Raw genomic sequence first — 25,966 nt, 5'->3', positions numbered from 1 at the left:
AGCAGGAGGCAGGAATGGGTCAGGGAAAACGTGCGTGGATCTATTGTGCGATTGATGCACCGGAAGATAGAAATGGTGCATTAAAAAGTCAGTTTAAACAGCTGATTGATTATGGAGAGCAGATGGGATTTGAACTGGTTGGAAGTTCCAGTGATGTGGGGACAACTCCGCTTTGGAATCGAAATGGATTTCGTCATTTTATAGAAGCGGTTCAGAGAGAACAGGTAGATGTTCTTTTGATTGTAAACCGTGGCAGGCTGTCCAGATCATCCATGCAGCTCGCAAGATTTCAGATCCTTCAGGAAAGCTATGATGTCGATGCATATTCGCCATTGGAAGGGAAAATTGAGTTTGGCAGTTGAAAAAATAGGAGAGAAGATTTTATGAGAGCAGAAGAAAAGAATATGGTAGAACGGATCATGGACACAGAAACGATGGGATATGCCTATGAGTATCCATATGGTGGGGGAGCCAGAAAAGAATATATGTTGGCACTGACCCCGGAGAACTTGGCAAATTTTATCGGTGCGAGAGGATATGATGCTAAAAAAATAGTGATTACCGATGTGTTGGATCGCCTGATTGTGAATACCTGTATGGGGATGCTGGATGTTTGTCCGGACCAGAAATTATGTGGGAGAATTATTGAGTATTTGGCGCCGATCCAGCTGGGAGAGAAGGAGGCTGGAGAGATTTTGGCGGTGGAACGCAATGTGGCAGATGAATATTTTGCTATGGAAGATGAAGAGGTTACGATGGCAGAATGTCAGATGTTATAGAGATTGTTGAGGAGGTAGAACGATCATGATTGGGATATTGATTGTTGCGGCAGTTGGAATTATTGGATTTTTGTTAACTGCAGGTATTGCATTTGGAATAGCAGGGAGTTATCAAATCGATTGACGTTGTTTATTGATAATGCTTCGTTTGAAAAGGAAAGATTGTTACATTGTGTGATAGCTATGAGAAGAGTAACACGGTATACTGTGTATAGCGTTAGAGGAAAGGAGTAAAGTAATATGGCAAGGTATATTGTGGATTCCCAGATAGATAATCACGAAAAATATTATTTCATTCGTGAACAGGAGAGCCAGGATATAGTATTACTGCCCTCCAAGTATCTAATGCATAAAAAAAGATCAAAATTGTCACCTAACACTATCAGAAGAAGTGCAGGAGCCATTTCATACTATCTGAATTATATAGATGAGACTGGCATTCAGTTAGATGATGTATGGGAGATGCCATATAATAAGCAGCAGGAACACTTTACAGACTATTTGATATGGTTACAGGCAGGATTGCATAGTGGAGATAGTTACAAAAAGAAACCATATAATGAGACCTGTAATGCGTATTTAAAAGAGGTGTTCCGATTTTATAGATTTTCTGGACAGCAGGATGAATCTACAAAGCAATTGAAAGTCCTCTCTGATATGAGAATTATTGTACATAATTCAGTGGGAGTAAAAAGAACATTATATCGGAATACATTTCATGGATATCTACAGGAAAAAGGACATATAGGGAAGACCATAGAGCAGGATAAGATCGTGATTTTATTAAAGGCATGTGCCAATTGTCGCGATCAAATCCTGCTTTTATTATTAGCAGAAACGGGATTTCGCATCGGGGAACTTTTGGGAGTCCGGTATGCGACAGACATTGATTATGAAAGACACTTACTGTATGTCAATTTTAGAGAAGATAATGAAAATGGAGCCAGGGCTAAGAATGCAGAATACAGAAAGGCAAAAATCAGCGATGCCACCTTTGAAATTCTGCAGTTTTATATAGAGGAATATAAAGACCTTATTTTCCAGCAGGAATACTTGATTATTAACATTTCGGGAGATTATGCAGGAAAACCGATGCAGGACTCAGGCGTCTATGCATTGATGGAACGGCTGCAGAAGAAGACTGGGATTAAAGTAACACCACATATGCTGCGGCATTATTTTGCAAATGCTCGCCGGAAGGCTGGATGGAAGCTGGAACTTATCAGTCAAGCGCTTGGGCATCGAAATATAGAAACAACAATGAGATATTTAAATATATCGGATCAGGAGTTGATGGATGTCAGTGATGAATTTTATAGAAAACATCAGTCCATTTATGAAATTGACAAATTACTTTAGGGAAGGAGGAGAAGTATGTGATTGCATTAAGATTATTGAATACGGAATCACAGGATAAAGCGGATTATCTTCACAACCAGTTGATAACAGATATAAATGTACCGAGTACATACTGGGAGTGTGCAGAGTCCTACCTAAAAGGTGTAGGGATATATGATGTTTTCCTTATAGAAGAACAGGATTTCCGTAATTATAAAATCTTTTTGCGTGAAACAGGGAATTTTACAAAGAAACAGGTATTTGAGCGAACTGGGTTCCTGCGAAACTTGAAGAAGACTCTCATCCAAGAAGAGTATAAAGAGTTGTTGGATGAAATTGAGCAGTGCAATACAGTGCAAGAACGCTTGAAAGGAAATGTCAGGAATTTCTTGATACGGCAGGGAATTCATCATGTAAAGGAAATTGATTATAGAATCAGAGAACTGTATGAAAGTGAGTTGCGCAGGACAAAAACTTCCTCTAAAGGTCTTGAATATTTGAAGACATTGGATCGGATCAAACAGTTTGATATCCGAAAAGAAATGGAAACCCTTTCTGGAAGAAATAAAGAGCGGCTCAAGTATGAAGGGCAAGTGATTTTTCTTCCCTATATACCGGATCAGGACATAGCATCAGATTTTGATTATATCCAAGATAAAAGCGAACTGGTATGGGATTTTAGTCAAAAGGTGCCAGAAACTTTAAAAAAACAAATTTTTCAGATTTTATGCTATGCCTTGAGAAATATAAAAGACAGCAAGGATCGCAGAGTGCGCTATCTACTTCCTTTAAGGTGGATGTATGAGTTTTGCGTAGAGGAAGGAATTGATGATATCGAGCGGCTTGAACTGGAGCAAATAAAGAAATTGGAAACAATTGTAGCCAGGAAAGTTGCAAATGTGAAGAATAGTATGCAGATTGTGGATAACAGCCGCAAAATACTATTTATGAGTGGAAAAGAAATTCACTGGCATGCAAATGTCTGGTATATGGAAAGATTTAATTTTGCACCAGAGCGTGTAAATCCAAGCAATCCTGTGCAGCGACTCAGTTTTTACGAAGTGACGAATGAGAGAAACAGAGAATTGCTGCAAGAGTATATGAAATATCAAGTAGGTATCGGTGATTTAGCACTTGGAAATATACGAAATCAATTGTGTTATATTAAAAAATTTCTAGTTTACTTTAACACATTGGAATCCATATGTGAAATTACGGAAGAACAGATAGCAGAGTATTTCAAACTTCTGCAGGAAGAGGAAATTAAAGCAGAAACAGTAAACAGACAGATATTTGATATTCACAGATTTTTTGTGTACTTAAATGCTAAAGGACATATCAAGAGAATAATTTTTGATCCGAATTATTACATCCAGAAAGTTTTTCCATATCACCATGATCGAAGTGTTCAGGAAGATGAGTATATGGAAATATTACAAAAGCTAAAGTTTTTTCCGGAAGTACAAAGACTTATTTTCCTAAATTTATGGGCAACAGGACTACGGATCAGTGAGGTATGTACATTAAAAGGAGGTGCGTATTATTGGGATGGGGAAGATGCATGGATTAAGGTTTATCAAATTAAAATGAAAACGGAGAAAATGATACCAATTTCATTGGTGCTTTATCAAATTATGAAAATTTATATAAAAAAGCATCATATTAAACCTACCGATTTCCTGTTTAAATCAAAGGATGGCGGGGCATATAGGACTGGTACCTTTGTTAAGGGCTTCAAAGCAAATTGTAAGAAGTATGGAATACATATTTCGGGCGAAACATTCAAGACGCATGATTACAGGCATACATTGGCAAGTAGTTTCTATGATGAAGGAGTGTCCATTCAGACGATTCGGGATTATTTAGGGCATAACAATGAAAATATGACAAAGCAGTATATAGACTACATGCCTAAACGGATCGAACAGGCGAATAAGGAATATTTCAATCAGGCAGAAAATCTTCTTGCAACTGGAATTATTCCAAAGAAACGGGGTGAAAAAACTGGAAAATAAGATACATATCTATGAATTAGACTGCTATAAGAATGCGACTGAAGAACAAAAAAAGAGAATGAGGGTTCGGAAAGACCGTTACTTCGACTTGGAGGGACTTCCGTCAGAAGAAGTAAGAAAGCTCCTAGAAGATTTTGTCTGGGAAAGGGGAAAGAAACTTGCTCCAAGTAGTTTGGCATCTGAAATATTATATTTTAATAATATCCGGAATTTTCTTATAGAAAAGAATATTAAAATCCTGAGATATGAAGACGAGAATAAGATTATTTTGCAGCTAAAGAGTTGGATGATGGAAAAGGGATATGCCCTTACAAGTAAGAAGTATCGAAGCGTTTATGAAATTGTAGCAACAGAAACACCTGGCATAATAAAGCATATGAAGAAGATTCTGAGGTATTCTCAGAAAGATGGGGGGTGCTTAGAACAGGAGAGAGATGTGTGGGAATTGGACAAGTTTGAATTTCCTCTCCGCAGCAACCCGATAAAGAATGTAAAGACTATAAATTTTAAAGGAATTAGTCAAATAACAATCCGAAAAGAAGTTAAAACAGTAATTTTTATGCATTTGAAATATATGGCAATAGGAAGTATTATGGCTGAGATGGTAGCGACTAAAAGATTTTGTAGATATCTGGCATTAAGGTATCCTAAGATTATATCATTACTAGATTTGACACGGGATATTATGGAAAGCTATTTGATCTATCTTCAGACAGAGGCAAAGGAGAGGAAAAATTATCGCTCTGATTTATATGGTCTACGAAGGGTAATTGAAGATGTGGGAAATCATTATGATAGGCAGGATATTAAAAACCTATTTATAAGTACAGATTTTCCTAGCACGCCAAGATATCTATTTAAGTTTTACTCGGACGAGACCATAAAGAAGCTGAATGAAAACATTTTTCAGATGGATGAACAAATAGCGAGGGCGTTAATCCTTCATCAGCTGCTGGGAACACGAATTTCGGATACGCTTACACTAAAAACAGACTGTTTGAGTATAAGAGAAAATCGATATTTTATACGAATCGAGCAGGTAAAATCAATTACATTTGAAAAAGCAATTAGTGATGAAATAGCACAGCTTATTATAAAGTCAATTGATTATACCGAGGAACATTATGGAAAGACAAAATATATTTTTGTAAAAAAAGAGGATCCATTGAGACCATTTCAGTATAGCATGCTTCAACATCGAGTCATGCAGATGATTAGGAAAAATGATATTCGGGATGAGAATGGAGAGTTGCTGAATTTTGGAACACATACATTCCGACATTGTTATGGGAAAAAGCTGACAGAGATGCATATCGACGACTGGATGATCGCAAGGCTTTTGGGGCATAAAACATTACAAAGTGTACATCATTACCGAAAGATTGGGAACAAGATAATGGCGGATGAAACGAGGGCAGTCAGAGAGAAAATCGATATGATTTTAATGGATGTGGTAAAGGAGTGGGATGGATATGAAATATGATAAGATGATAGCCGTTAACAAAGCTGAGAGTGAGCAGAAAATAAAAAAGGCGATTCGGGCAATCGATGATATGGGTGCCAGAGGGCTGCCGATTTCTGTAACAGAATTGGTTCGTTGGACAGGTTTATCAAGAGGATTTTTTTATAAGAATGTGCAAGTCCGTCAGAAACTGGAGGAAGCTATTAAACAGCCACGGCGGATAGATGTACAGCAGCCATCTGAAGAAAGAAATGCTGCAGATTATAATTTTCAGGAATTGAAGAAGGATTTTAACAGCTGCCAGTCAGAGAATCAAAGGTTAAAGGCTGAAAATGAGCAGCTTCTCCAAAAGTGCAGTATACTTCAAAAAGAGGTGGACACATTGAAGAAACGGTTGGATCGAAAGGAAATTGCATTGTTAAAAAAACTATAAAGGTTGTGATTAAGGATGAAGGCAAATAAAATCATCGAAATGAGCCAGGAAAAAAGCAGGCAAAAAGTAAAACTAGCAATGGATGAAATTCAAAGAATGCGTAATGAGGGCGAAAGGATTACAGTTTCCGGATTATGCAAAAGAACAGGCTTATCTAACTCGTTTTTTTACAGAAATCCAAAAATCAAAGAAGAAGTACATAAAGCTGTTGATATTCAAAATCAAAGCTATAAAATGAACATAGACGAAGTGGAACTCCTTGATGAGTATAAGGAAAAATTGTTAGCTATGAGAATCGAGATTATAAAATTGAAAGCAGAAAATCAAAAGTTAGAATCAGAGTTAGATTTTTTGCGAAGACAACAGGAAGGTGTGAGTGATGTTAAATGAAGTATGATAAAATTGTAGGGCTCAAGAAACAGCAAGAAAAAGAGAATTTAGAAATTATTCAGAGAGAGATTGATGCGATGCTTCGAAGAAAGGAGCGGATATCAATTACTGCATTGGCAAAATATGCAGGGGTGGATAGGAGCTATTTTTATAGAAATTTGCAGGCCAAACAAATGGTAGAAGATGCACAATTGAAGCAGGGAGAATGTTATAACCCTAAAAAGGCAATTTTTGATAGAGCGACTGAGGAAGTTAATAAGCAGCTGAAAAGACAAATGATTTTATACAAGAGACGAATTAAAGAGCTAGAGCTGCAGATAGAATTACTAGAAGAGGAAAATCAGAGGTTGAAAGAAAATAGGTAATTTTACATAAAGTAAGAGAGCAGACTTTTGGACAAGAGGATATCCAAGAGCCTGCTTTTTTACTAAATTAAAAAGAAAAATAATTTACACATCGGAGTGATGTGAAAGATGAGACAATTATTTTCAAGCATTCCGGGGCAGGTACTGGATTTTATTGTCGTGCTGATCGGTCTGGTCATTGTATTTAAGACCCAGATCAACAAACTTCTGACCGGAATTTTCACGGAGATCAATAAACAGGCGAAAGAGGTATATTAAATGCGGTACCGGGGAGAGATCACAGTGTTTCTGAGTCTGACGATCCTGTGTGTGATGTCGCTGATGCTTGGACTTTTAGAATCAGCCAGGACGGCCGGGGCAAGACTGTATCTGAGGATGGCGTCTGACTCGGCAGTCTCATCGGTGATGAGCTATTATAACCGAAATTTATGGGATCGCTATCAGCTCCTGTTTCTGGAATATGACTCGGAGGCGGCGATCCAGGAGACATTCGGGCGTTATCTTGATTTTTATCTGGAACAGACCAATATGTATCCGGCAAGACGGGAAAAGGTTTCTCTCTCCGGGGTACTCCGCATGACTGATGAGGATGGACGGTGGCTGGAGGAAGAGATCGCGGATTACATGAAGTACCGGGTCCCGGAACTTTTTGCATCCGGCAGCGGGCTCTTAAAAGAGGCGGAACAGGTAAAGAAAGCGGGAGATTTCCGAAATCTGTATGATTCCTGCCGAAAGTCCGGACGGGCAGTACGGAGACTGGAGAAGGCGGCCCGGGAGGTTGAAAATTCTTTGCTGGAAATGGAAACTTGTAAGAACCGATTCAGCAATGCAGCATCTGATGAGAGTGTGTCTGCGCTGAAAAGGAGTGCCAGGAAATTAAAGAAGGAATTCCAGGATTTCCCAAAGCTTGTGGAACAGTTTGAACAGGAGATCAGACGGCTGGAGAAAGAGAATGAAGAATCAGGGTTCAAGACTGTGGAGGATGAAACAGCAGCGGAGACTCTCGGGCAGGAAATTTCCGCATGCGGGGAGGTCATAAAAAGCGCGAAGGAGCGTCTGCAAAGGTATCGGGAAGCAGAAACACAGGTGGAACGAAATCTGGAACTTTTAGAGGAAGCCTGTGGGTATCTCGAGATGGAGCCGGACACGGATGAAGAGGACGACGTGGACTGGGATGCGATCAGCCAGTGTGCTGATGAAATGGAGATCCCGGAGTCAGAGAACTCCGGACCGAAAGACGCGAAAAAAGTGGCTGCCCTGGAGAGACTGGAGGAGCTTTTTGACAAAGAGCTTTTTGAACAGCTGCTCCCGGCGGGAACGGAAGTTTCCGGGCGGGCAGTATCCTTAAACGGGATCCCATCTGCGGGAAAACATGAGACAGGATCTGAAAATACCGGATCAGGAGCGATGGGAATCCTGGAGACGGCAGAAAAGGAACTGCTTGTCAGCAAATATATTCCGCTTTATTTTGGATCATTTACGGACGGAACAGGGGAGGCGGATGCTGCTCTTGATTATGAGATGGAATATCTTCTCTCAGGGAAAAAATCAGACCGTGAAAACTTAAAAGAAGCGGTAAACAAGGTGCTTATGCTGCGCGGATCGATGAACCTTCTGTATCTGCTCAATTCTCCTGCTAAAAAGGCGGAAGCAGAAGCGCTGGCAGCAGCAGTGACAGCGGGGATCATCCCGGCTCAGATGGCAGTCTCATTCCTGATCCTGACGCTATGGGCATTTGGGGAAGCAGTGCTGGATGTAAAGACACTTCTGGCCGGAGGCAGGGTCTCGTTCTGGAAAACGGATGCGACATGGAAAACAGGACTTTCCGGTCTGCTGGATCAGTCGTTTTTGGGAGAAACGGCAGAGAGCGGACAGGACGGGAGAAATTATACGGAATATTTGAGCTGCATGATGTTCTTTATGGACCGCGGGGAACGAAATTTCCGCATGATGGATCTCATCCAGTGGAATATCCGGATGGGACAGGCTGATTTTTCCGTAGCGAGCTGTGCGTATCAGATCGAGATCGAGGCGGAGGTCATGCAAAAGCATATGTTTTTTCAAAAAGAGGAATACAGAGGAACAGTACATGCGGCGGGATCATATTGACGGCTGGAACAGAATGCCGGGATCATGCTGCCGGAGCAGATCTGGAGTGAGGTTTGCGGGTTGCTGTAAAAATGCTGAGAAATTAAAGAAAGGAGGTGTGTGGACGTGCTCTTCTTTGCCGGTTTCTTTATGAAAATCAATATACGAAAACTCTTCTTTCATCAAAAAGTGTCTCTCCAGGTACACGAATATACGTTTTTAACCCCGCCGGCAAGGAGAGTACATCCATGCGCCTCCGGATTTCAGGCATCTATGACGGCAGAGGCAGCCATTGCGCTTCCGCTCGCGATATTTTTCTTCCTGGCACTTCTGCAGCCGGTATCCTGGCTTGACCGGCAGAGAAAAGTGCAGACCTGCACCGAGCGGATAGGGGAGGAGATCAGCCAGTATGGTCTTCTGATGGATACGGATCCTGAAGAAGAAAATAGCGGACTTCCCGCATTCTGTACAGACGCGGCAGCAGCACTCTGGATCAGGGGAAGAGTCGGGCAGTATGCGGATCATGTACTGGTAAAACAGGCAGAGGTGTATGGAGAAAATGGGGATATCACATTTGAGGTGGAGTACCGGGAAGATGTTCCTTTTTATGGGAGAATTCTTGGAAAACAACAGAGAAATGCAGCTGTAAAAAGGCGGACATGGATCGGATTGAGGGGAAAACTGAGAGGAAATGGGACCGGATTGGAGACGGACCGCGATTCGGACGAAGAGATCGTCTATGTGGGGGCCGGGATGGGGCGTTATCATCTTTTTCGTGACTGCCATTATATTTCCAATGAGTACCAGAGCGTGCCGCAGATGGAAGCGGAAAAAGGCGGGAGCTATGGGAAAAAGCGAACGCCCTGCGCAGTGTGTGCGGGAAAGGAAAACGGATCCGGGATCGTCTATGTCACAGTAGCGGGGGAACATTACCATTTCGATAAAAACTGTGCATCTATGATCTCTTATGTCCGTGAAATGCCGCGCGGGGAAGCGGAACATATGGGACTATGTTCCTATTGTGCGAGAAAAAAGGGGGAATTGGAATGAGTCTGTTTTTTCTGTTTTTGGGGATCGCTGCGTGGCAGGATCTCAGAACAAGAAGTATCAGCCTGGAGGTATTGACTGCGGGTGCGGCAGCAGGGATGGCTGTTTGTGTGCTGGAAGGCCGTGTACTTGAAGAAATTGTTCCGGCGATGATCCCGGGGATTGCACTTTTGCTCATAAACCGGTTTGCGGATGGAATTATCGGGGAGGGAGATGGATTATTTTTTCTTGTGGCCGGTTTTTTCCTTGAATGGAAGGAGATAGTCTTGCTGTTGATCTCCGGACAGTTCTTTTGCGGTATTTTTGGACTTGCGATGGCGGTAAGTGTAATGACGATAGGAGGCGGAAACGGGAATCTGCGGAAAATGCGGCTTCCATTTTTGCCATTTCTGCTTCCGACTGCGTTGTGGATGGCGGTGATGAGAGTTTTATGAGGGAAAAAAGGCAAAAGAATCAAAAATACGATGGAAGTATGACTGTTGAGGCATCCATAGTCATGTCGGTGGTCATCCTGTCGCTGGCCTCATTGATCCGGTATGCCTATACCGTTCATGATACTGTGACAGGGGGTATGATCCTGGAAGAGACGATCGAGAGGGTGAGAAATAATGTTGATAAGAAAAAAACGCCAGATATGTTCGAAGCGGAAGGAACCCGGATGGGAAATCCGAGACTTTTTCTTGGAGAGTACACGATCGGCCTGAAAACGGGGATAACCGGGATTACAGGAGACGCATCGGCAGGAGACTGGCATCTGAGTATGGAGCGGACCGATTTTCAGCCGGCAACTTTCCTTAGAAAACAGGATGCCGCAAAGAAGATCATGGACAGGCTGGAGGACTGATGAGGACGGAATTTAAGAGAGAAATGAACCGGAATTATATGGTCCTGCATCCGGAAACGGAAATGAATGAAACATATTCGCTGCGCATGCTGTCAGAAAACCGGATCACAGGACTGCTTCCTTTCCGGGAAAAACGGGTCGATGGGGAAAGCTATCTTTATTTTAACATTACTTCAAAACAGGCACTTTCCAGGATGATGGAGTACCGCTTTTTTACAGCGAAAGAGATCCGGCAGATCATGGAAGATCTGCTCATGGCAATGGCAGCTTTAGAAAAGTTTTTGATGGATGGAGATCAGCTTGCCCTGGATCCCGATCTGATCTATGTGGATCCGGATGATCTCAAGGCAAATTTTTGTTTTATTCCGGGAACGGAAGGATCGTTTGAAATAAATTTCCGCAAACTCTCCAGATATATTCTGGACCATGTGGATCATACGGACGGTGATGCGGTGATCCTTGCGTTTGCGTTGTTCAAAGCAGGAGAAAAGGAGAACTTTGGGATCGCGGATCTGGAATCATGTCTGAGGGCGGGTGGAAAAAACGACAGGGAAGCAGGAAAAATGGAAACATATGAGAGAAAAATTCAGGGAGGATGTATAGATGATAAGAGAGAATTACGGGCAGATCAGGAAGAAAAGCAACCAGATCCGGGAGAATTTTATGTGGGAAAGCAGGAACGCAGAGAAGGAAAGAAACCGGGAAAATATATGGAACAGGTCCGGAAATCAGAGCAGGAAAAACAGGAGGACGCCGATGACACGGAAGAGCCGGACATAAAATGGAGAATTTTGCAGGTTTTGCTGGGAATATTGCTGCCTGCAGTTCCGGCGGCTGTATTTCTTGCCGGTGGAATGGAACTGGTGATCCGTTTAAAATGGGGCATCTTAGCTGCATGGGGAATTCTTCTTGCCGGGATCTTTGCTGTGGGAAAAGAAACGGGCGGGAAGAAAGGAGAAGATGAGGAGGAGAACGGAGAGGACTGGGAGATCATGTTCCGGGAGGAAGAGGAGCTGGAGCGGGGAGGAATCCCGGAAGCGGGATATTCAGGCGCAGCAAAACACTTTTTTCAGGAAGAACGGGATCAGAATGATCGCGGGTCACAAACCGAGCAAAAGACCGGGCGGGAAAAAGACGCGGATGAGATGCATACGGTCCTTCTTACCGGGCGGCAGATCTATCCGGTGACAAGGCGGCTCGTACCGGAGAACGGAGGCGAAGATGTTCAGGTCGGATATTTTCCCTTTTTGATCGGGAAGAACCGGGAAATCTCGGACCTCTGCCTGAATCTTCCCCAGATCAGCAGGATCCATGCGAAGATCGAGGAAAGCGGGGACGGATATATCATCACGGATCTCAACTCCACGAATGGAACGAGTGTGAACGGTCATTTTCTGGAAACAAATGAAAGCATGACGATCTCTCCGGGGGATCAGTTATCTTTTGCGGATCAGAGATATCGTTTCTTATAGAAAACAGACAAGCATATATTGAGCCATCGTGGATTTTGCCGGTTCGGAATGGGAAGTATCGGAAGAATCCTGTTATAGTGAGGAGATATGGAGTGCCCGTGTACTGTAACAGTGGAAAAATAAAAACAGGGGTGGTGTTTTTCTGATATTTGGTCTATGATAAATCCATCAATAATGAAAGGAGGGGGTATCATGGCATTTCAGATACCGGAATATCATCATCCCGATTTTTCACAGGAACAATTTTTGAAGGCTCCTGACGCAAGATGGGAAGTTGTGGAGATGGATGGGGTAGCTCCTGAATATTTTCACAGCACATCCATGTTCCCGGAATATTTTAAGATCCAGGGGAAATGGGTTTTGGCGGAAGAAAGCCGCATGGATTCCAGCGTAGTGATCTGTCCGGATGGACATCTGGAAGTGGTTGAAAACCGGAATCTCAAAAAAGGAGATAAGGTGATCCTGGGACGGAGTGAAGGCTGTGAAGAGGGCATTTATGTCCACAGCACCGGATTTCAGACAGAGGAAGAGGCAGCACTTGCGGATAAGTTTGTGTTTCGCCAGGGCCGGAGCAGAGAGACCTCCTATGCGAGAGACTATGACCGCCTGATGGATCTCTTGCGGTATGAGAAAGAACATGGAAAGATCGTCTGGGTCATGGGACCGGCGTTCTCCTTCGACTATGACGCGAGAAACGCGATGCAGTCGCTGATCGAGAATGGATACGCACATGGTCTGATGGCCGGAAATGCGCTTGCGACTCATGATCTGGAAGGTGCATTGTTACATACTGCGCTGGGACAGGATATTTATACACAGGTTTCCCAGCCAAACGGACATTATAACCATCTGGATGTGCTGAACAAGGTGCGGAGAAGCGGATCGATCCCAAAGTTTATCGAGGAAAATCATATTGACAATGGAATTATCTACGGATGCGTAGAAAATCATATTCCATTTGTTCTGACCGGTTCGATCCGTGACGATGGTCCGATGCCGGAGGTGATCGGAGACGCGTACCAGGGGCAGAGTGCAATGCGGGATATGGTCAGGGACGCAACCTGCGTGATCTGCCTGGCAACTATGCTCCATACGATCGCGACGGGAAATATGACACCGTCATTCCGCGTGATGAAGGACGGAACGATCCGACCGGTCTATCTGTACACGGTCGATGCAGATGAATTTGTTGTGAACAAGCTCATGGATCGGGGAAGTCTTTCGGCGACGACCATCGTGACGAATGTACAGGACTTCATCACGATTATCGCAAAAGGACTTGGCGTCATGAAATAACAGCATGGAAAGGATGGAACCCATGGGAAGCCAATATGGAAAAAAGGCTTATGTAAATGGACTCCTGATCGCTCTGAATGTGCTGTTTTTCCTGTATCTTGAGATCACAGGTTCGTCGGAGGACGCGTATTTCATGTATACAAAAGGTGCAATGTACGCGCCGGCGGTCCTGGAGGACGGTGAGTATTACCGGCTTTTGACGGCAATGTTCATGCATTTCGGGATCCGGCACATCATGAATAATATGCTGGTCCTGTTTGTTCTTGGAGATAATCTGGAACGGGCACTTGGGCATGTGAAGTATCTGATCTTTTACCTGCTCTGTGGGATTGGCTCGAACTGGGTGTCGATGATGGCGCATACAGCTGATACAATGACAGTATCAGCAGGAGCGTCTGGTGCAATTTTTGGAGTGGTCGGTGGGCTGCTTTACGTGGTCACGATTAATAAAGGAAGATTGGAGGATCTGAATACAAGACAGCTTGTGGTCATGATCTTCTTTTCCCTGTATCTGGGCTATACAAGTACCGGTGTGGACAACATTGCACACCTGTCTGGCCTTGTAATCGGCATTATTCTTGCTATAATTTTATATCATAGGCCTAAGGGAGACCGATGGCCGAACGGAGGTATCATATAATGAAAGACTGTAATTGTATTTTCTGTAAGATCGCAAATGGTGAGATCCCATCTTCAACGGTATATGAGGATGAGGATTTTCGTGTAATCCTGGACCTTGGTCCGGCTTCAAAAGGTCACGCCCTGATCCTTCCGAAAGAACATTTTAAGGACGTTACCGAACTGGATCCGAAGATTGCCGCAAAAGTACTTCCTCTCGGGGCAAAACTTGGAACAGCAATGAAGAAATCTCTCGGCTGTGCCGGTTTTAACCTGGTTCAGAATAACGGTGAGGCAGCCGGCCAGACGGTATTTCATTTCCATGTACATGTAATTCCGCGTTATGAGGGTGGTCCGGTCATTGCCGGTTGGACACCGGGAGAGGAAAAACCGGAAGTGCTCGCTGAAACTGCAGAAAAGATCAAGAGTGCACTGTAAACGGTAATCAGAAAAGAGTTGAAGGAGATTATATGCCGCAGGACAAAGATGAACTGCTGCAAGTACTGATTACGCAATATGCTCAAATGTATATGAAGCTGGCGTATGCGATCGGAGTGCCGTTTGACGATGTAGAAGATATTGTCATGGAGGCATTCTGGTCGTTCTACCGGGCGGATTATGGTTGGAAGCTGGAAAATGAAAAAGTCGTAAAGGCAATGTTGGCCCGTATTGTTGAAAATAAATGCATTGATTATTTCAGAAAAGAGAAACGAAGTATCAGGCCGAATGAGGATGAAGATCTGAGCGAGCTGGAGATCATCGCGGACTTTTCTGCACATGACCCGCTTCAGGCTGTGATCAGCAGAGAAAGCTGTGGTCAGATTTATGAGATCCTGGATGGATTACGAGAATCGTGGAAAGACGTTACGATCATGTATTTCATTCAGGGGCTGACGACTGAAGAAATTTGTGAGCGTCTTGAAATCACGAACGACATGTGTCGTTCGCGAATTTCAAGAGCGAGAAAATACTTAAGAGAAGAACTGCAAAGTCATATTGACAAAGGTCATCTGTGATCCGCACAGTCGTTGATCAGTTTCATGATCGTATCGATCGCGTTATTTAAATGACTCTTTTCCATATTTTCAATAAATGTCCGGCGATTTTCATAAGTATCATGGATCGCGTCAAAAAGAGTATCATCCGTTACTTTCTCTTCTTCCAGGACTGTGGAATACCCCTGTTTTGCAAAAGAATTTGCATTCAGGATCTGATCTCCACGGCTGGCAGCGGCGGAGAGCGGGATCAGGACGTTTGGCTTTCTGAGCGCAAGAATTTCACAGATGGAATTTGCGCCCGCCCTGGAGACGATCAGATCAGCTGCTGCGAATAAGTGCTTCAGCGGACTGTCAACATATTCATACTGAACATAACCGGAAGTCCCGATCAGGGATTCATCCAGGTTTCCCTTTCCGCAGATGTGGATAACCTGGAACTGCTCTAAGAGCTTTGGAAGAATGCTGCGGACTGCGCCATTTACCTTGACGGAGCCGAGACTTCCACCGATAACCAGGATGATCGGTTTTGCAGCGGAGAGGTTGGTGTATTGGAGACCGGCAAGTCTGTCTCCCTGAAGAAGCTCCGCACGGATCGGGGATCCTGTGAGAACTGCCTTTCCCGCCGGAAGATATTTTAGAGTTTCCGGGAAGTTGCAACATACCCATTTGGCGGATGGGATACAGAGTTTGTTTGCCAGACCCGGGGTCATATCTGATTCATGAATGATCGTCGGGATATGGTAGTGCTTAGCGGCGAGAACAACCGGAACCGCTACAAAGCCGCCTTTTGAAAAGAGAACATCTGGTTTGTATTTTCTTAAGAGTTTTAACGCCTCCGCGTAACCTTTTAAGACGCGGAATGGGTCGGAAAAATTTTTAAGATCGAAATATCTGCGCAGTTTTCCAGAAGAAATTCCGTCATAAGGAATCCCTGCGTTTTCAATCAGTTTGCGTTCCATACCATTGTAGGAACCAATGTATCGAATATCGTAACCGGCTGCCTTGAGGGACGGGATCAGGGCGAGGTTCGGTGTAACGTGGCCGGCTGTGCCGCCGCCGGTGAGAATAATTGTTTTCATAAATGCCTCCATGGAATTTCCGGACAATTGTCCGGAGTTTCGGCTCCGGCAGGTTATGCGGGAACCCATGTGCGGTGATCAAGATACACGAGATTACCGATATTTTAATAGTAACGGCTGAAAAAGAAATGTCAACCCCTAAAAGAAACGAAGGAAGAAAAGAAGTGAGGTGCTGAATCATGGCAGACATGGAAAATCAGGAAGATCAGAAAATAAGTGAATGCCTTCAGGAAGCATTTGGATACTCCGATGAGCAGCTGTTAAAAAAGCTGGATCATGTGAATGAAAATTTTAAGGATGTTTCTTTTGCCGGAGCCGAGGAGCGCCTTATGAAGCGGTTCATGGAGCGGAAAGCTGAAATGGAGAAGAAAGCCGCTGAAGCAGCACCGGAAACGATGAAGCCGGACGCACAGGCTGGAGCAATCCCGGAAATAACGGCAGAGGCTGAAGACTGTGCACCGGGAGAAGAAAGTAAAACGGAACCGCTGGAACCTGAGAAAAAGCAGGATGAAAAGCAGAATAAAAAGAAGATTGTCCGGTTTGGGAAAAAGAAGGCTCTGGCTACGGCGGCGCTGGTTGCAGTGATCGCGGGGATGCTTGGGGGGACGGCGATTGGGAAGAAGAGTTATTTCTTTAGGAAATCTGGTAGTGCTGCAGAGATTTCATTAGATAATGATAAAAATTTACTAAAAGATTCCAAGTTGGAATCAATATACAAAGAGATAGAAGAAAAATTAGATATTCCAATACTGTTGTTTGGTTATTATCCATCAGGAATGAAATTTGATGGATATGATATGTATGAAGATGGCGTTGAAATCCGTTTTAGTTATAACGACAAATTTATTTACTTTATACAACGAAAAAAGGAGACTACATCATCGACGAGAATAGTATCAGATAGGGAGAATAAAAAAGTTGTTATAAACAAATGGATTAATCAAAAAATAGAATATTCTGTAAATTCTTTGGATGATGGATCTCAAGAATGTGGAGCAATTTTTCCTATTAAGAATTATTACTATTGTATTTATGGATCTATTCCGGAAGAAAAATTTAAAGAGATATTAGAATATTTATATTTTTCCTAAAAAACGGTCACATTTCTTTTTTGCATACGTTTATATTAATAAATAAAGTAAAGGAGAAATGAGCTATGAAAAAAGTTAGAAGATGTATCTATGGTGTGTTGGTGGGTATGGTAATGATGACGAATACGGCATACGCAATGCCAAATGTAACCTGGGGAGAATTGGCGCGCACAAATATGCAGAGTACTGTGTTGACTAATGGAGAAAGAACATCAACGAATATAACGGATAATATTACCAGAGGCAAAGTGTTTTCGACAGGAATGTTGGAAATCACTAATCAGCAGGATGGTACATTACATATTTCCGTAGATACATATGCACATGTAGTTGTTGACAAAATATATCAGACGGTATTTTTAGAGGTATGGGATGAAAAGAAAGAAGATTGGGTAAATGTTAATCACTGGGATTTTGTAAAAAGTATAGAAGAAGAACCGAGGTTATCATCCTACCATGTAGGTTTCACTGTATCAGGCTGTGAAGTCAACAAATATTACCGTGCACGGGCAATGCATCTTGTTGAGTGGGGAGATAACATGGAAGGAAAAGCCACTCAGACTGATGGCGTTCTTCTCACCGACCACGAGGTATAACTCGTAAATTTCGTATATTATTTCGGCCGAATAATATAAATACATGTTTGATAAAGGGAGATGGTTGATGGAGGAGACTGAGGATAAGGCCGACCGAGGTCAGTAAGAACAACGATTCAAAATTTATAAACTGAATGAAAAGAAGTAGCCCCGCTCAATACAACCTCTTGCGGGGCTATTTTTGGCTCTATATCAACCGATGGGGGAATTGCTTAGAATCCTGTTTCGTTGTTGACATAGAGCCTTTTGATATTTCTGTGTATAAAAGCGATTAGATAAATAGTATACGGTCTGATCAATGGGTTCGAAGATGGATTACGCCTGCTGCTCTTTATACTGCTTTAAAGCTTTTGCAAGCTGGTCTGGACATGAAGTTGGGCGGCCGTTGCAGCTTACGCCTTCGACTCTTTTGATCACTTCGTCGATATCCATGCCCTCAACAAGAAGGCCGATACCCTTTAAGTTGCCGTTGCATCCGCCAACGAAGCTTACGTTTTTGAGTTTGTTGTTCTCTACGTCAAAATGGATTTCTCTGGAGCAGGTGCCCTGTGTCTTGTATACCATATAAAAACCTCCGTTTGTAAAAGTCTGGCCGTATGGCCGAATTGAAAGTATCCTTATTATACTCACAGCAGAGAATCATTGTCAAGAGAAGCACTGAAGTCCATTTTGCTGGAGACTCTGCCCGTACTATTCGCGGGACGGAAATTCGTTAAATGAACAATCTGCATCATACAGTTGCGGATGCGGATTTTGCCGATCCCTGATTCGGTGTATCGGAAAATTTCCGTTACAGTGTGAAGGCAGGGTGTATCAGCGACTTATATTAGTTCGCCAAAGATAACGATGAAAAGGAACTTTATTTGACCTGCGCCCCATTATCCCGTATAATGAAAACGATAAAGATGGTGAGAATCTGTCTGAAACTCAAACAGGATCGATATTTTGGTAAAATAATGTTATAACACGGAGGAATTCAAATGCTTGGTATTATCGGAGCAATGGAAGTAGAAGTTGAGAAACTTCGCGCAAAAATGACAGAGACAGAAATGAAGACAGTGGCCGGAATGAACTTTTGCAAGGGAAAACTGGAAGGAAAAGACGTTGTCATTGTTCGTTCCGGTATCGGTAAGGTAAACGCTGGTATCTGCAGTCAGATCCTTGTGGATCTCTATCAGGTTGATGGGATCGTGAATACAGGAATCGCGGGATCCCTGAGAAATGAGATCAACATCGGGGATCTCGTTCTCTCCACAGTGGCAGTACAGCATGATGTGGACGCAGGCGGATTCGGATATCCGGTCGGAGAGATCCCACAGCTCGGTGTAAAGGAATTTCCGGCGGATGAGAGATTGTTAACTCTTGCGGAAGAGGCGTGCAGAGAGGCAAACCCGGACATCAGCACCTTCAAAGGACGCGTTGCCAGCGGTGACCAGTTTATTGACAGTAAGGAAAAGAAAAAATGGATCTGTGACACATTTGACGCGTACTGCGCAGAGATGGAAGGCGCAGCTGTTGCACAGGCGGCATACTTAAATAAGATTCCGTACCTGATCGTCCGCGCGATCTCTGATAAAGCAGATGACAGTGCCCATATGGATTACGGTGAGTTCGAGGCAAAGGCGGTTGAACATTCTGTAAATCTCATGCTTGCTTTAGTAAAAAGACTTTGATCTTGTCATTACCTTAAGAACTCGTTTCCTGTCCACATTTGACGAACGATTCTTCCGTTCTCAATCTTCTCAAAATCATTCTAGCCCGCTATAATTAGTGGCATCATCTGGAATGATCCGGACGGAGAAAGGGGAACTGATTATGCTGGAATTTTTACAGACAGGGAGAATGCTCTATGTTCTGGCGGCAATCTGTGCGCTCGGGACACTCAGCAAGCTCGCAACAGGAAGCCTCTACAAAAGATTGATCAAAGAAACCGGAAATATGGCGCTGACGAAAGATAAGAACTTAAAGACGCTGAAACAGCGCATGGAAAATGTGTTCCTTATCAACCACGGGATCCGAAATGTAAACGCATACATAGAAAAACAGCTCTACGGATTCCGATTTCTCCATGTAAGTCTCGATGGCTGGGACAAACTGTCCGTGCAGGCGATGATCCTCTGCTTTATGGTCGGAGGAGTAACGGCATTTGGCGCATACTGGTATCGATGTGACAATTCCTACATCGTATTATATGGTGCGGCAGGCGTCTTTAGCGGATTGTTTCTTGCATTTGTGGACAATTGGATCGGGACGGGAATGAAACGGAAACAGCTTGCGGATCATTTGGTGGATTATGTGGAAAACTCACCGCATTTCTATAAAAGTGTGGATAACATCGTTTATGCCGGACAGGAGCGGAAAAAGGCGGTGGGAGCTTCTCCGGCTGGAGATTTTTCCGACAATGGTACAGGCTATGGGAGAACTCAGGAAAGTGTGAGAAATGGCAGAGGAAATGGACGTTTTTCTGTTCTCAGAAGGAAAAAAGACGCACAGATTTCTGATGAAAGCGATGAAACAGAGAATCTGGAAAATGAAAACCTTACAAGAACCGGGGATGCCGTGAAGCTGTCGCGGCTGGACGGAAAAACATCTGTGTCTGAAGGGAATGGAACCGGTCCGGCCGTAAATGGAAATAGTATCGGCAGTTCATCAAAAAAGCCAACAGGAAAAACCGACTATAATAGAAGCACGGGCCAGAATGCCCGGGATGCCGGCTCAAAAAGCATGGGGACGGGTGGAAAAGTATTGACGAGTGAGACAGAACTTGCCCAGAGCATCAACCACCTGAGCGAAAGCCTGAGGCAGATCGCCGCAAGCCGGGAACAGCCGGGCGAAAGTCAGAAAATGCCGGATGATCTTGAGCTGATACGGAACTCGATCCCGGCGGAAGAAATGGCGCTGCTGAAAACATTATTTAACACACTGATTTAGAATGCGAAGCATTGTCAAGGGTTTCACGAAGTGGTATAATAACGGACAGAGACTGTGAATCTCACACAAGAAAAGGAGACAGGGTTATGGGTAAAGAAATCGTATTTGATTATTCCAAGACAGCCGGATTTATCAGTGAAGAGGAAATGAAGAACATGAAGAGCATCGTTATGGGTGCAAAAGATGTCCTGACAGCAAAATCCGGTGCAGGCAATGATTATCTTGGATGGATCGACCTCCCGGTTGATTATGATAAAGAGGAGTTTGCAAGGATCAAGAAAGCGGCAGAGAAGATTCAGAACGATTCAGATGTACTTCTTGTGATCGGTATCGGCGGATCTTATCTCGGTGCCCGCGCTGCGATCGAATTCTTATCCCACAGCTTCTACAATGTGCTGCCGAAGGGAAAGAGAAAAACTCCGGAGATCTATTTCGTAGGAAACAGCATCAGCAGCAAATACATTCATGATCTTCAGGATGTGCTGGAAGGAAAAGATTTCTCCATTAATATTATATCCAAGTCCGGCACGACAACAGAACCGGCGATCGCATTCCGCGTATTCAAGGAAATGCTGATCAGCAAGTATGGTAAGGAAGAGGCCAACAAGAGGATCTATGCGACCACAGACAAGGCAAAGGGAGCTTTAAAGAATCTGGCAAACGAAGAGGGATACGAGAGCTTCGTTGTTCCGGATGACGTTGGAGGACGTTTCTCCGTGCTCACAGCCGTAGGTCTTTTACCGATCGCAGTCAGCGGTGCGGATATCGATGCCCTGATGACGGGGGCAGCAGATGCGAGAAAGGTTGCTCTTGAGACAGAATATGAGAAGAATCCGGCTCTTTTATATGCCGCAGTCCGCAATATCCTGTTAAGAAAAGGAAAACAGGTGGAGATCGTAGCAAACTACGAACCGAGCCTTCATTATGTATCTGAGTGGTGGAAACAGCTCTTCGGCGAGAGCGAAGGAAAAGACCAGAGAGGTATCTTCCCGGCAGCCGTAGATCTGACAACAGACCTTCACTCTATGGGGCAGTTCATCCAGGATGGTGCCCGCATCATGTTTGAGACAGTTCTGAACGTGGAAGAATCCCCGGCGGAGATTGTTCTCCAGAAAGAGGACGTCGATACAGACGGCATGAACTATCTGGCAGGAAAGACCGTTGATTTTGTAAATAAGAGTGCCATGAACGGAACAATCCTTGCGCATACAGACGGCAGTGTGCCGAACCTTATGGTAAAGATCCCGGCGCAGGATGCTTACAGCCTTGGTCAGCTGTTTTACTTCTTCGAGTTTGCATGCGGCGTCAGCGGCTACATTCTCGGAGTCAACCCGTTCAACCAGCCGGGTGTTGAGAGCTATAAGAAGAACATGTTCGCGCTGCTCGGAAAACCGGGTTATGAGGAGGCAAGAGAGGCGCTTCTCAAGAGATTATAATAAAGAAATATAATATTAGACGTATTCGGCAAAATGTTGCCGGATAGGATGAGAAACGATAAAATAAAAACGGCTGATCTCCATGTGTCAGGGCAGAAATGACACAACGGGCAGATCAGTCGTTTTTTGATCACTCCTCGATCACCTGAAACTCCAGATAATCAAAGTCGATGGATTCGATAAAACTGTCTTTCGTAAACCGTGTCTTATCATGCAGCTGAAAATCGCGGATATTGGAATCGAGCCAGATCGGCTGGCTTAAGTCGAATTCGTGACAGATCTCATCCAGAGCCTGAAATACCATGGCGGTTCTCGACATGGAATAGTCGTTGTTGCAGGACACCATATCTTTGATCAGATGATTATCTTTCCATATTTTTCCCCAGATTCGGAACATAAAACAGTCCTCCATTCTTTTTCGTTCACGGTCATGATTTGAAAAACAGTATAACGGATTTTTTTAAGAAAGTAAAGCCACGTGAACAGCGGCAGCGCATTTTTGAAATTACAAAAGCACGTTTTGGCATCACACGGGACGGACATGCGAATTTTACTGAAAATGCCTTGTATCGCCTGAAAAATTGTAGTAATCTATACCTATATGGACATTTGATGACATACTTGAACCAAAGCCAGGAGGACAAAAGATGGGACAGCCAATTACAGATCATGCTGCCTTTTTTGCCAGCGCAGGACAGGCAGTTGAGGAACTGGAAGCTCTGAATACAGAGGTGGAGCAGCTCGAAGCGGATGAGAAGAAGTTAGAGAGTTCCCTCAAGGGAAAACAGCGTTCTGTTACAGAAACCATCAGCCAGACGGTGAAGCAGCGGAAAGAGGAGATCACAAAAAGCTACGATGCGGAGCTCGGGAAGGTGCAGGATCGCCTGAAAAAAGTAAGAGCGAAGCGTGAAAAAGCGAAAAACCAGGGTGTCAAAGAGCGGATCGAGGAAGATACCAGGGGGCTTGTGCGGGAGAATAAAGAACTTGCGGACCAGATGAAAACTTTGTTTAAAGCAAACCATGTTCCGGGATTCTGCCGTGGAAGTTACTATTACGCGCTCTATTTTACGAGAACATTTAAGGATTTTCTGGCACTTCTCATGACGATCATGATCTGCTTCCTCGCGATCCCGTGCGGAGCATATTTCCTGATTCCGGAGAGACGGACTATGTATCTAGTGGGAATCTATGTGGCGGCGATCCTGATCTTTGGCGGGATCTATGTAACGATCGGAAACATGACCAAGGTGCGCTATATGGAAGTGCTGAAAGAAGGACTTGGGATCCAGGCGAAGATCCGCGCGAATAAAAAAGAGATGAAGGTCATCGCGAAGACGATCCGACGGGATAAGAACGAGACGGTCTACAATCTCCAGAAATTTGACGATGAGATCGCCCAGCTCGACCAGGATGCGGCGGAGATCAACCGGAAAAAGAAGGAAGCACTTACGACCTTCGATACCGTGACACGGACGATCATCTCTGATGAGATCACGGCAAACAACAAAGAGGAGATCAACCGGATGGAGGACGAGCTTTCTTCTCTGTCAGAAAAGCTCCGCGGTACGCGGACGGCTGCGAAGGAAAAAGCATTGTTCATTACGGATCACTACGAGGTTTATATAGGAAAAGAATATATGACGCCGGAGAAACTCGCGGCGCTTGCGGATATCGTGAGAAGCGGTGCGGCATCCAATATCAGTGATGCGATCTCGGTCTATAAGAGTCAGGGAGATACGGCGAAATAACAGCTGATGCACTGGCCGCAATAAAATATGGTCAGGAAATACTGAGCAGTTACAAAAAGGACAGAATTACAGGGAAATGGACAAAAGATGAAAAAGTATGGAATAAAACTTGCGCTTGCTGCCACTGTATTTTGCATGGCGATGCCGTTCGCATCGTTTGCCGGGACATGGAAATCGGATGCAAACGGAATGTGGTATCAGTTTGACGATGGAACATATCCCAAGGGAAGATGGACATGGATCGATACCGATAATGATGGAATGGCGGAGAGCTTTTACTTTGACTCCAACGGATATGTTCTTAGAAATACCACCACACCGGATGGTTACCAAGTAAACAGGATCGGTGCCTGGGTCGTTGGAGGCGAGGTAAAGCAGAAAGCCGGCGGCGAGACAAAGAACGGCGGATCCGGAAACAACAGTAGCTCTAACAGTTCAAATTCCAACAGCAGCTATTCTTATGATACAGATTGGTATTTCAAAGTAGATGGAATAAGTGAATTAGATATAGCATACTATCATTACTATGCAAAATATTATAGCTGGGATGGCCGCAGCGCAGAGCGTGATGCAAAGGTAAATGAACAGGTTGACCGAATTTTAGCCAATCAGAATGATGCGACGGCATCTGCGGAAGTGGTCAGCGTAGAGATTCCTGTCTGGAGATTGAAAAACGGTCAAAAAGTTGCTGGAACAGCTCATGTACAGGTCTTAAGTTCTGTCGCAGATCAGGTAAAAGAGATTTTTACAGAAATCTATAATGGACCGGAACAGTTCCCGATCGAAAGTGTTGGCGGATATAACTGGAGAAGCAACGGAGTGGGAAGCAATCACAGCCTGGGTCTGGCCATTGATATTAACCCGGACGCAAACCCACAGATAGATACAGATGGCAAAACGGTTCTTGTTGGAAATAAATGGGAGCCAAGCGTAAATCCGTATTCTATCAGTCGTGACAGTGATGTCGTAAAGGCATTCGGAAAACATGGCTGGAGATGGGGAGTTGGATTCAGCAGAGCGGATCTGATGCATTTTGAGTATTAAGAGATCAATGATGCAATACAGAAAAACAGGATAAAAATAGGGGATCGGGGATATATCATACCCGGTCCTCTTTCAATTTTATAAAAATTTCATCAGGATTTTCTACACAAAACCAAAGGTATTGTGCACCAAGGCACATTCGCTGTTATTGCACATGTATAATCTTCCTGAATCCCGCCTATAATGTCTCATAGAAACCAACCAGGAAACGGAGTGTTCACGATGAGATTCGGGAGGCGGAAGATCACTTATTATGATACGGAAGCGGGATTTGAGGCGGAGAAATTTGCGGCGAGACTTCTGCTTCTTCTGATGAATGAGATGCGGGCATCCGGGCGCCGCAGGATCGTATTTTTATGTATCGGGACAGACCGGTCCACGGGGGACAGTCTGGGACCGCTCATCGGTTCAAAGCTGGCGGCGGAGGTGACCGGCGATGTGACGGTGATCGGGACACTGGAACATCCGGTCCATGCGGTGAACCTTGACCGGACGATCGAGGAGATGGAAGAACATTACCCGGATGCGATCATTGTAGCTGTGGACGCCGCCGTGGGCCGTTGGGATCATGTGGGGCTTGTGACGCTGGAAAAAGGGCCGCTGCGCCCGGGACTCGGCGTGCGAAAGGAACTTACCGCCGTTGGCGACATTTCCATCACCGGGATCGTCGGCGGGGCGGAGAGCGGAGACCCATTATTTTTACAGAGCATACGCCTGTCCCAGGTCATGCGGCTTGCGGACTGCATCAGCCGCAGCATCTGCCTTGGATTGCGGATCATCGGGAGACGTGTCGAAAACTTTTCCGGTCAGACTGTGCCGTTTTGACATGTTTTGCAGATCTCCCATGCTATACTTCGGAAAGAATTCGACGAAGCGCGTTTACGTGGTTCGCGTAA

Annotated in this window: 30 protein-coding genes; 26 read left to right on the top strand and 4 right to left on the bottom strand. The window is 44.2% G+C overall.

Features of this window, described 5'->3' with window-relative positions; all coding sequences use genetic code 11:
* Nucleotides 1-14 precede the first annotated feature (14 nt).
* From ACI3EW_RS15720 to ACI3EW_RS15675, 10 genes are all read left to right on the top strand, one after another.
* Nucleotides 15-362: a recombinase family protein gene (locus ACI3EW_RS15720; protein ID WP_044944624.1), complete on the top strand. Its 348-nt coding sequence runs from the start codon at nt 15-17 to the stop codon at nt 360-362.
* A gap of 21 nt (nt 363-383) precedes the next feature.
* Complete coding sequence (locus ACI3EW_RS15715; protein WP_008400335.1) at nt 384-779, top strand: hypothetical protein; 396 nt, start codon at nt 384-386, stop codon at nt 777-779.
* Nucleotides 780-1,019: 240 nt separating this feature from the next.
* Nucleotides 1,020-2,138, top strand: coding sequence for a tyrosine-type recombinase/integrase (locus tag ACI3EW_RS15710; protein WP_008400332.1), 1,119 nt, complete (start codon nt 1,020-1,022; stop codon nt 2,136-2,138).
* Nucleotides 2,139-2,155: 17 nt separating this feature from the next.
* The gene (locus ACI3EW_RS15705; protein WP_008400331.1) at nt 2,156-4,132 is read left to right on the top strand and encodes a tyrosine-type recombinase/integrase; all 1,977 of its coding nucleotides are present in this window, start codon (nt 2,156-2,158) and stop codon (nt 4,130-4,132) included.
* Nucleotides 4,113-5,615: a site-specific integrase gene (locus ACI3EW_RS15700; protein ID WP_008400330.1), complete on the top strand. Its 1,503-nt coding sequence runs from the start codon at nt 4,113-4,115 to the stop codon at nt 5,613-5,615. Before ACI3EW_RS15705 ends, ACI3EW_RS15700 begins: the two co-directional genes overlap by 20 nt.
* Complete coding sequence (locus tag ACI3EW_RS15695) at nt 5,605-6,027, top strand: DUF6262 family protein (RefSeq protein WP_118482088.1); 423 nt, start codon at nt 5,605-5,607, stop codon at nt 6,025-6,027. Before ACI3EW_RS15700 ends, ACI3EW_RS15695 begins: the two co-directional genes overlap by 11 nt.
* A gap of 15 nt (nt 6,028-6,042) precedes the next feature.
* Complete coding sequence (locus tag ACI3EW_RS15690; protein WP_008400327.1) at nt 6,043-6,417, top strand: DUF6262 family protein; 375 nt, start codon at nt 6,043-6,045, stop codon at nt 6,415-6,417.
* The gene (locus tag ACI3EW_RS15685) at nt 6,414-6,782 is read left to right on the top strand and encodes a DUF6262 family protein (protein WP_008400326.1); all 369 of its coding nucleotides are present in this window, start codon (nt 6,414-6,416) and stop codon (nt 6,780-6,782) included. The genes ACI3EW_RS15690 and ACI3EW_RS15685 overlap by 4 nt, the downstream gene beginning before the upstream one ends.
* A 108-nt stretch (nt 6,783-6,890) precedes the next feature.
* Nucleotides 6,891-7,040, top strand: coding sequence for a Flp1 family type IVb pilin (locus ACI3EW_RS15680; protein ID WP_405577995.1), 150 nt, complete (start codon nt 6,891-6,893; stop codon nt 7,038-7,040).
* Nucleotides 7,041-8,891 carry a DUF5702 domain-containing protein gene (locus ACI3EW_RS15675; protein WP_405577998.1) on the top strand — a complete coding sequence of 617 codons (1,851 nt, stop codon included), beginning with the start codon at nt 7,041-7,043 and terminating at the stop codon, nt 8,889-8,891.
* Here ACI3EW_RS15675 and ACI3EW_RS15670 read toward each other — a convergent pair.
* Nucleotides 8,883-9,056 carry a hypothetical protein gene (locus ACI3EW_RS15670; RefSeq protein WP_182426478.1) on the bottom strand — a complete coding sequence of 58 codons (174 nt, stop codon included), beginning with the start codon at nt 9,054-9,056 and terminating at the stop codon, nt 8,883-8,885. The two genes, ACI3EW_RS15675 and ACI3EW_RS15670, sit on opposite strands and share 9 nt — an antisense overlap.
* 87 nt (nt 9,057-9,143) lie before the next feature.
* Here ACI3EW_RS15670 and ACI3EW_RS15665 point away from each other — a divergent pair, with 87 nt between their 5' ends.
* The 8 genes from ACI3EW_RS15665 (at nt 9,144) to ACI3EW_RS15630 (ending at nt 15,163) form a co-directional block, all read left to right on the top strand.
* Nucleotides 9,144-9,920: a hypothetical protein gene (locus ACI3EW_RS15665; protein WP_405578001.1), complete on the top strand. Its 777-nt coding sequence runs from the start codon at nt 9,144-9,146 to the stop codon at nt 9,918-9,920.
* Nucleotides 9,917-10,351 (top strand): prepilin peptidase, encoded by a 435-nt coding sequence (locus ACI3EW_RS15660; RefSeq protein ID WP_329751939.1) that lies wholly within the window; start codon nt 9,917-9,919, stop codon nt 10,349-10,351. The genes ACI3EW_RS15665 and ACI3EW_RS15660 overlap by 4 nt, the downstream gene beginning before the upstream one ends.
* Nucleotides 10,348-10,761: a hypothetical protein gene (locus ACI3EW_RS15655; RefSeq protein WP_142410687.1), complete on the top strand. Its 414-nt coding sequence runs from the start codon at nt 10,348-10,350 to the stop codon at nt 10,759-10,761. Before ACI3EW_RS15660 ends, ACI3EW_RS15655 begins: the two co-directional genes overlap by 4 nt.
* On the top strand, nt 10,761-12,233 hold the full coding sequence (locus tag ACI3EW_RS15650) for a DUF6382 domain-containing protein (RefSeq protein ID WP_118651444.1): 1,473 nt from the start codon (nt 10,761-10,763) through the stop codon (nt 12,231-12,233). The genes ACI3EW_RS15655 and ACI3EW_RS15650 overlap by 1 nt, the downstream gene beginning before the upstream one ends.
* Nucleotides 12,234-12,425: 192 nt before the next feature.
* Nucleotides 12,426-13,529 (top strand): putative NPN-dependent ornithine cyclodeaminase, encoded by a 1,104-nt coding sequence (locus tag ACI3EW_RS15645; RefSeq protein WP_405578006.1) that lies wholly within the window; start codon nt 12,426-12,428, stop codon nt 13,527-13,529.
* A gap of 22 nt (nt 13,530-13,551) precedes the next feature.
* Nucleotides 13,552-14,169: a rhomboid family intramembrane serine protease gene (locus ACI3EW_RS15640; protein ID WP_118297588.1), complete on the top strand. Its 618-nt coding sequence runs from the start codon at nt 13,552-13,554 to the stop codon at nt 14,167-14,169.
* Entirely contained in the window at nt 14,169-14,585 is a 417-nt protein-coding gene (locus ACI3EW_RS15635; protein ID WP_118321469.1) for an HIT family protein, read from the top strand. The genes ACI3EW_RS15640 and ACI3EW_RS15635 overlap by 1 nt, the downstream gene beginning before the upstream one ends.
* Before the next feature lie 32 nt (nt 14,586-14,617).
* On the top strand, nt 14,618-15,163 hold the full coding sequence (locus tag ACI3EW_RS15630; protein ID WP_405578011.1) for an RNA polymerase sigma factor: 546 nt from the start codon (nt 14,618-14,620) through the stop codon (nt 15,161-15,163).
* Here ACI3EW_RS15630 and ACI3EW_RS15625 read toward each other — a convergent pair.
* Nucleotides 15,154-16,224 (bottom strand): undecaprenyldiphospho-muramoylpentapeptide beta-N-acetylglucosaminyltransferase, encoded by a 1,071-nt coding sequence (locus ACI3EW_RS15625; RefSeq protein ID WP_118531423.1) that lies wholly within the window; start codon nt 16,222-16,224, stop codon nt 15,154-15,156. The genes ACI3EW_RS15630 and ACI3EW_RS15625 overlap by 10 nt on opposite strands.
* Before the next feature lie 179 nt (nt 16,225-16,403).
* Between ACI3EW_RS15625 and ACI3EW_RS15620 the strand changes: the two genes are divergently transcribed.
* Together ACI3EW_RS15620 and ACI3EW_RS15615 are read left to right on the top strand one after the other, a co-directional pair.
* The gene (locus tag ACI3EW_RS15620; protein WP_405578014.1) at nt 16,404-17,315 is read left to right on the top strand and encodes a DUF4367 domain-containing protein; all 912 of its coding nucleotides are present in this window, start codon (nt 16,404-16,406) and stop codon (nt 17,313-17,315) included.
* 65 nt (nt 17,316-17,380) lie between these two features.
* Nucleotides 17,381-17,911, top strand: coding sequence for a DUF6147 family protein (locus tag ACI3EW_RS15615; RefSeq protein ID WP_118650706.1), 531 nt, complete (start codon nt 17,381-17,383; stop codon nt 17,909-17,911).
* A 315-nt stretch (nt 17,912-18,226) separates the two neighbouring features.
* Here the strand turns inward: ACI3EW_RS15615 and ACI3EW_RS15610 are convergent, their stop codons facing one another.
* Nucleotides 18,227-18,475, bottom strand: coding sequence for a TIGR03905 family TSCPD domain-containing protein (locus tag ACI3EW_RS15610; protein WP_118297582.1), 249 nt, complete (start codon nt 18,473-18,475; stop codon nt 18,227-18,229).
* Between the two features lie 416 nt (nt 18,476-18,891).
* On the opposite strand from ACI3EW_RS15610, the gene ACI3EW_RS15605 reads away from it, so the two are divergent.
* The 3 genes from ACI3EW_RS15605 to ACI3EW_RS15595 all read left to right on the top strand — a co-directional run bounded on the left by ACI3EW_RS15605 (nt 18,892) and on the right by ACI3EW_RS15595 (nt 22,278).
* Nucleotides 18,892-19,584, top strand: coding sequence for a 5'-methylthioadenosine/adenosylhomocysteine nucleosidase (locus tag ACI3EW_RS15605; protein WP_118297581.1), 693 nt, complete (start codon nt 18,892-18,894; stop codon nt 19,582-19,584).
* Nucleotides 19,585-19,726: 142 nt separating this feature from the next.
* The gene (locus ACI3EW_RS15600; RefSeq protein WP_329751943.1) at nt 19,727-20,842 is read left to right on the top strand and encodes a hypothetical protein; all 1,116 of its coding nucleotides are present in this window, start codon (nt 19,727-19,729) and stop codon (nt 20,840-20,842) included.
* An 86-nt stretch (nt 20,843-20,928) separates the two neighbouring features.
* Nucleotides 20,929-22,278, top strand: coding sequence for a glucose-6-phosphate isomerase (locus tag ACI3EW_RS15595; protein ID WP_405578022.1), 1,350 nt, complete (start codon nt 20,929-20,931; stop codon nt 22,276-22,278).
* Between the two features lie 130 nt (nt 22,279-22,408).
* On the opposite strand, the gene ACI3EW_RS15590 is transcribed toward ACI3EW_RS15595, so the two are convergent.
* Nucleotides 22,409-22,675: a hypothetical protein gene (locus ACI3EW_RS15590; protein WP_118297578.1), complete on the bottom strand. Its 267-nt coding sequence runs from the start codon at nt 22,673-22,675 to the stop codon at nt 22,409-22,411.
* 250 nt (nt 22,676-22,925) lie between these two features.
* Here ACI3EW_RS15590 and ACI3EW_RS15585 point away from each other — a divergent pair, with 250 nt between their 5' ends.
* The 3 genes from ACI3EW_RS15585 (at nt 22,926) to yyaC (ending at nt 25,895) form a co-directional block, all read left to right on the top strand.
* Entirely contained in the window at nt 22,926-24,026 is a 1,101-nt protein-coding gene (locus tag ACI3EW_RS15585; protein ID WP_405578026.1) for a hypothetical protein, read from the top strand.
* A gap of 87 nt (nt 24,027-24,113) precedes the next feature.
* Nucleotides 24,114-25,070: a M15 family metallopeptidase gene (locus tag ACI3EW_RS15580; protein ID WP_405578029.1), complete on the top strand. Its 957-nt coding sequence runs from the start codon at nt 24,114-24,116 to the stop codon at nt 25,068-25,070.
* A 222-nt stretch (nt 25,071-25,292) separates the two neighbouring features.
* Nucleotides 25,293-25,895: a spore protease YyaC gene (yyaC, locus tag ACI3EW_RS15575; protein ID WP_215701907.1), complete on the top strand. Its 603-nt coding sequence runs from the start codon at nt 25,293-25,295 to the stop codon at nt 25,893-25,895.
* Nucleotides 25,896-25,966 lie beyond the last annotated feature (71 nt).

It is taken from the genome of Pilosibacter rotomagensis (assembly GCF_045062245.2).
Lineage (GTDB): Bacteria > Bacillota > Clostridia > Lachnospirales > Lachnospiraceae > Pilosibacter.
The sequence above is the reverse complement of the archived record's forward strand: the minus strand, read 5'-3'. Positions and strand labels throughout refer to the sequence as shown.

Bases quoted from the DNA above. Each gene is read 5' to 3' on its own strand.
- ACI3EW_RS15720 (WP_044944624.1), top strand. From the start codon at position 15: ATGGGTCAGGGAAAACGTGCGTGGATCTATTGTGCGATTGATGCACCG.
- ACI3EW_RS15715 (WP_008400335.1), top strand. From the start codon at position 384: ATGAGAGCAGAAGAAAAGAATATGGTAGAACGGATCATGGACACAGAA.
- ACI3EW_RS15710 (WP_008400332.1), top strand. From the start codon at position 1,020: ATGGCAAGGTATATTGTGGATTCCCAGATAGATAATCACGAAAAATAT.
- ACI3EW_RS15695 (WP_118482088.1), top strand. From the start codon at position 5,605: ATGAAATATGATAAGATGATAGCCGTTAACAAAGCTGAGAGTGAGCAG.
- ACI3EW_RS15690 (WP_008400327.1), top strand. From the start codon at position 6,043: ATGAAGGCAAATAAAATCATCGAAATGAGCCAGGAAAAAAGCAGGCAA.
- ACI3EW_RS15685 (WP_008400326.1), top strand. From the start codon at position 6,414: ATGAAGTATGATAAAATTGTAGGGCTCAAGAAACAGCAAGAAAAAGAG.
- ACI3EW_RS15680 (WP_405577995.1), top strand. From the start codon at position 6,891: ATGAGACAATTATTTTCAAGCATTCCGGGGCAGGTACTGGATTTTATT.
- ACI3EW_RS15675 (WP_405577998.1), top strand. From the start codon at position 7,041: ATGCGGTACCGGGGAGAGATCACAGTGTTTCTGAGTCTGACGATCCTG.
- ACI3EW_RS15665 (WP_405578001.1), top strand. From the start codon at position 9,144: ATGACGGCAGAGGCAGCCATTGCGCTTCCGCTCGCGATATTTTTCTTC.
- ACI3EW_RS15660 (WP_329751939.1), top strand. From the start codon at position 9,917: ATGAGTCTGTTTTTTCTGTTTTTGGGGATCGCTGCGTGGCAGGATCTC.
- ACI3EW_RS15655 (WP_142410687.1), top strand. From the start codon at position 10,348: ATGAGGGAAAAAAGGCAAAAGAATCAAAAATACGATGGAAGTATGACT.
- ACI3EW_RS15650 (WP_118651444.1), top strand. From the start codon at position 10,761: ATGAGGACGGAATTTAAGAGAGAAATGAACCGGAATTATATGGTCCTG.
- ACI3EW_RS15645 (WP_405578006.1), top strand. From the start codon at position 12,426: ATGGCATTTCAGATACCGGAATATCATCATCCCGATTTTTCACAGGAA.
- ACI3EW_RS15640 (WP_118297588.1), top strand. From the start codon at position 13,552: ATGGGAAGCCAATATGGAAAAAAGGCTTATGTAAATGGACTCCTGATC.
- ACI3EW_RS15635 (WP_118321469.1), top strand. From the start codon at position 14,169: ATGAAAGACTGTAATTGTATTTTCTGTAAGATCGCAAATGGTGAGATC.
- ACI3EW_RS15630 (WP_405578011.1), top strand. From the start codon at position 14,618: ATGCCGCAGGACAAAGATGAACTGCTGCAAGTACTGATTACGCAATAT.
- ACI3EW_RS15625 (WP_118531423.1), bottom strand. From the start codon at position 16,224: ATGAAAACAATTATTCTCACCGGCGGCGGCACAGCCGGCCACGTTACA.
- ACI3EW_RS15620 (WP_405578014.1), top strand. From the start codon at position 16,404: ATGGCAGACATGGAAAATCAGGAAGATCAGAAAATAAGTGAATGCCTT.
- ACI3EW_RS15615 (WP_118650706.1), top strand. From the start codon at position 17,381: ATGAAAAAAGTTAGAAGATGTATCTATGGTGTGTTGGTGGGTATGGTA.
- ACI3EW_RS15610 (WP_118297582.1), bottom strand. From the start codon at position 18,475: ATGGTATACAAGACACAGGGCACCTGCTCCAGAGAAATCCATTTTGAC.
- ACI3EW_RS15605 (WP_118297581.1), top strand. From the start codon at position 18,892: ATGCTTGGTATTATCGGAGCAATGGAAGTAGAAGTTGAGAAACTTCGC.
- ACI3EW_RS15600 (WP_329751943.1), top strand. From the start codon at position 19,727: ATGCTGGAATTTTTACAGACAGGGAGAATGCTCTATGTTCTGGCGGCA.
- ACI3EW_RS15595 (WP_405578022.1), top strand. From the start codon at position 20,929: ATGGGTAAAGAAATCGTATTTGATTATTCCAAGACAGCCGGATTTATC.
- ACI3EW_RS15590 (WP_118297578.1), bottom strand. From the start codon at position 22,675: ATGTTCCGAATCTGGGGAAAAATATGGAAAGATAATCATCTGATCAAA.
- ACI3EW_RS15585 (WP_405578026.1), top strand. From the start codon at position 22,926: ATGGGACAGCCAATTACAGATCATGCTGCCTTTTTTGCCAGCGCAGGA.
- ACI3EW_RS15580 (WP_405578029.1), top strand. From the start codon at position 24,114: ATGAAAAAGTATGGAATAAAACTTGCGCTTGCTGCCACTGTATTTTGC.
- yyaC (WP_215701907.1), top strand. From the start codon at position 25,293: ATGAGATTCGGGAGGCGGAAGATCACTTATTATGATACGGAAGCGGGA.